General features: G+C 62.6%; 3 protein-coding genes and 1 pseudogene. 2 read left to right on the forward strand and 2 right to left on the reverse strand.

Annotated elements, in window-relative coordinates; translation table 11 throughout:
- Window positions 1–350, forward strand: a 350-nt coding sequence (locus tag ACWEO7_RS38590; protein WP_452430692.1) for a DDE-type integrase/transposase/recombinase, incomplete at its 5' end; no start/stop codon positions are given.
- A 230-nt stretch (window positions 351–580) separates the two neighbouring features.
- Here the strand turns inward: ACWEO7_RS38590 and ACWEO7_RS38595 are convergent.
- Window positions 581–790, reverse strand: a complete 210-nt coding sequence (locus ACWEO7_RS38595; RefSeq protein ID WP_452430694.1) for a hypothetical protein — start codon at window positions 788–790, stop codon at window positions 581–583.
- Between the two features lie 283 nt (window positions 791–1,073).
- On the reverse strand, window positions 1,074–1,787 hold the full coding sequence (locus tag ACWEO7_RS38600) for an IS110 family transposase (RefSeq protein WP_452430696.1): 714 nt from the start codon (window positions 1,785–1,787) through the stop codon (window positions 1,074–1,076).
- Window positions 1,788–1,795: 8 nt separating this feature from the next.
- Here ACWEO7_RS38600 and ACWEO7_RS38605 point away from each other — a divergent pair.
- Window positions 1,796–2,936, forward strand: a pseudogene (locus ACWEO7_RS38605) (IS3 family transposase).
- The last annotated feature ends 737 nt before the right edge of the window (window positions 2,937–3,673 follow it).

Below are 3,673 nucleotides of genomic sequence, written 5' to 3' on the forward strand. Positions count from 1 at the left end.
ACGGCAAACGCTGGATCAAGGCTGCGTTGCTGGCCGAGTGCGAGATGATCGTCAACCACAAGCTGGTGGCCTCGATCATGGCGGAGCGGGGTCTGTTCGGCCTGCCCCGACGCAAACGACGCGGCCACCCGAATGCTCGCAGCGAGCACTCCCGCAGACCTGGTGAACCGGGCCTTCACCCTGCGCGCCCCAACGAGCTGTGGTGCACCGACATCACCGAACATCCCGCAAGAGACGGAAAAGTCTATTGCTGCGCCATTTTGGACTGCTTCAGCAAGAAGATCGTCGGCCGAGCCTTTCCACCATCGCCGACACGCTGTTGGTCAACAACGCGGTCAACATGGCAATGACCGAACGCGTCACCACCGAGGGGTTGATCGTGCATGCCGATCACGGAACCCAATTTCGATACCGCTTGCTTTGCCGGAGACTACGTCTTTCGTTGCAACTTTTCCATTTCAGACCACAAGCTCAAATTTCACTTAAAGCGGTGCGGAAGAAATTGCATGGTCCAGTAGTAGGAGCTGGCGCAAAATTCGAACACGGTAATACACCGAGCTCAAGCCGGGGGCAGGAACTCTTATACGTAGTCGCCTGCAGCGCTGTCGCCGAGTGTACCCTCGTGGCCGGACTCAGCATCGCTAGCGCCACCGATATCCCAAGCCTCGCCGACAGCGTTGCCCAGCAGTGCAGCACCGACGCGGCCACTCAACGCCAATTTGATACCCTTCGCTAAACTGGAGGAAATACCAGCTCGTCCGTATTCCCATTCTAAACCGAACAACTTCATCCGCTCAACCTACCTGTACATGCCACAAATACCAGAGTACTAATTTCTTTGTATGACACGATTGAGATGTATGGCCAATAGTCTCCTCTAGGCAGGCAAACCGGTATGGGGGAAAGCCCCCCCTTCTTCTCGCCTTCGCGAAGTGGTTAGAAAGCGAACGTAATCAGCGCAGCTACCCGACAACCTCCAGAGAACCACTCCATGAGGCCAATACAGGCGCTACGGCCTCCGCTACCTCCGTCGATCACTCCGTCGCCGCGTACTTGGCATTGGAACGGGCCAGTTAGAGTTCTTGTTTAACGCGGTCGAGGATTGGACCGATCTCGGCGAGCAATTGGGCGAGGTTGATGGTGCCGACGCCTGGGAGCGCGGCCAGCAGTTGGGCTCGGGGGTGCTCGTCGACGCGTTGCCTGATCAGGTTTCCCGGATCGGCAATGGTGGTTTGGATGCCGCGCAGCAATGTGACTTGGGTTTTGATCATCAGTGCCAGGGTGTCGGTGGGTAGGTGGGCGGCCGGAACGGCAGCGGCGTGTAACCGGGCCAGCAGCAGTGCGGCGGGTTTTCCGCCGCGGTAGGAGTTCCGGCGTAGGAATGCGGCCATGCGGACCTCGCCGAGCCTCGCGGCCGGTTGGGGTGTGGGGTAGGCGGTGAGGAAGGCCAGCGCGATAGGCGAGGCCAACGAACAGAACAGGTTTTTGGGGCCTGGCCAGTAGTTGTCCAGCGAGGATGCGAGCTGGTTGATCGCGGCGGTGCGGGCCTGAACCCGGTCGTCTCGCAGCCGGATGAGTGCCTGCAGTTCGCGCAGGCCGACATCGACCGGGTCGAGCTGACGTAGCCGGTGTCCGTCGGTGCGCGGGTGGTCGGCGAGTTTGTAGCTGTCGCCGGGATCGGATTTGGCGCCCGAGGCTCCCCATCGTGGCCGCGCGGCCCGTCCCCGCTGAATGGGACCGCTCGGTATTAGAGTCCTGGTGGCCCTGGTGAGGGCTGGAAGAGACACTGAGGGACATGGCAGGACGTGAGCGGCATTCCGCGGAGGAGATCGTGCGGAAGCTGCGCCGTGCCGACGAGCTGGCCGCGGAGGGCCGCTCGGGTGAGCAGATCGCCGCCGAGCTGGAGGTCTCGGCGGCCACGCTGTACAACTGGCGCCGCCAGTACGTTGGTACGGACACTGACGCGGCGAAAGAACCGCGGGAGTTGCGGGAGCAGACGCGCGGTTGAAGCGGTTGTTGGCCGATGCCGGAGCTGGAGAAGGACGCGCTGCGGGAGATCGCCAAGGGAAAATGGTGAGCCCGGCCGCTCGCCGCTGCGTCGTGGACATGCGGAAAGACGGTTTCGGTATGTCGGAACGCTTCGCGTGCAGGGTGGCTGGGCTTTCGCGTTCGACGTATCGCCGTGTGCCGGTGGTGGCCACGCCGGCCGATCCGGATGCGGATTTGCGGGCTTGGCTGCGCGGCTACGCCACGAAACCTCCGTGTCACGGGTTCCGCCGTGCCTGGGCGGTGTTGCGGTTCGACGAGTGCCGCGCGGTGAACAAGAAACGGGTGCACCGGTTGTGGCGGGAGGAGGGCCTGCAGGGCGTGAGCATCACCCGCGCAAACGCGCGGGTGTTTCGTCGATGCCACCGGTCGACGCGCATGCGCCGAAGGTGGGGTGGGCGTTGGATTCCCAGTTCGACTCCACCATCGACGGGCGGGCGGTGAAGATCGCGTCGATGGTCGACGAGCACACCCGCGAGTCGCTGCTGCACCTGGTGGAGCGGTCGATCACCACCGAACGACTCGTCGCCGAGCTGGAGAAGGTGTTCGCCGTCCGCGGCGCGCCGAAGATGCTGCGGCTCGACAACGGGCCGGAGATGATCTGCCGAGCGCTGCAACGGTTCTGCTCGAACAGGGTCGGAATGGTCTACATTCCACCAGGCACACCGTGGAACAACGGGTTCGTCGAGTCGTTCAACCGGCGGCTGCGCACCGAATGCCTCAACCGCAACCACTGGACCAGCCTGCTCGAAGCCCGCGTAGTCATCGGCGACTTCAAGGACGAACACAACCGAGCCCATCGCCACTCGGCGCTGGGGTATCTCGCGCCCGCCGAATACGCTGCCCGCTGCACCCACCGCCACTACCCGCTGGCCTGCACCATCAACTGAAACTGGATCGACAACAACCCGGACTCAAAGACCAGGTGGTCCCGTCATCGGGGACCGGCCAGCGCCATTGAAGCCTACCCTGCTGATCCTTCGAATATGCACTCCGTGACTCATCTCAGAGATCGCTGAGTACCGCACTCGGTACCGACCGCTGGTCCTTGGGCTCAGCCGGACGCCGACGAACAGCGTCGCTCCGCCTGCATGACCACTTGCGCGTCGAGGAAGGTGCTTCATCCGCCACCGAGTGGTGGGTTGCTCCGGCGCGGGTGAGCGGTGATGCCTCCTGGCGGAGGCGGTGGCATGGAGTTGGGCCAGCGCCCGCGACGACCTACTCGGCCTCATCGCTGAATTTGGTAGCGCGACTCGTTCGACGGTGGCCTTGCTCGCCAGAGCCTATTCAGCAATCGCCGCTATACCGGTGGGCGGTGGGAGTACAGCTCCATGTGGCGAATCGCTGAGCGCTTGAATGGTTTCATAGGTAATTCGCTGTGCTGGTAGCTCTTTCACGAAGTGTCGCCAAACATGGGGGTAGGGATTTCCCTAATACCACAATTGGCGGGTCGCTGGAAAGGTTCGAGCAGCCTCGTTGCGGACCTGGGAGGTAGCTGCGGGGTGAAGGCTATCAGTGCAATTAAGGAGTATGCGTGACGAAACCCGGGCCACAAGCCGATTCGGCGGGTGATGTCTCGTCTCGGTGGGGCGGTCTGTTCCGCACCAAGTCCGTCGAACAGTCGATC

This window comes from Nocardia sp. NPDC004260 (assembly GCF_053603155.1).